Annotated in this window: 1 pseudogene; it reads left to right on the top strand. The window is 72.1% G+C overall.

Features of this window, described 5'->3' with window-relative positions:
- Nucleotides 1-92: 92 nt before the first annotated feature.
- Nucleotides 93-240: pseudogene (locus tag SB756_RS34685) on the top strand (type II secretion system protein GspE); the annotation flags it as partial.

Here is a 240-nt window from a genome sequence, read left to right as displayed (position 1 = left end):
CAGCTGCCGGACCTTGCCGGTGCTGAAGGCGCCACGCCGCTGCTGCAGGTGTTCCCCGCCAGCCGGGCGCGCCTGGACGGCGGTAACTGGTGATGCTGCCCTATCGGCTGGCACGCCAGGCAGGCCTGGCCATGACCCCCGCGCAAGGCGGCTGGCAATTGTGGCTGCGCCGCGACGCCGACAGCGAGGTGTTGCAGGAGCTGCTGCGGGTGCATGGCCAGCCCAGTGCGCTGGCCTACC

Source organism: Pseudomonas sp. SIMBA_068 (genome assembly GCF_046534705.1).
GTDB classification, from domain to species: domain Bacteria; phylum Pseudomonadota; class Gammaproteobacteria; order Pseudomonadales; family Pseudomonadaceae; genus Aquipseudomonas; species Aquipseudomonas putida.
Note: the sequence above shows the minus strand (reverse complement) of the source record. Positions and strands in the feature narration are given on the sequence as shown.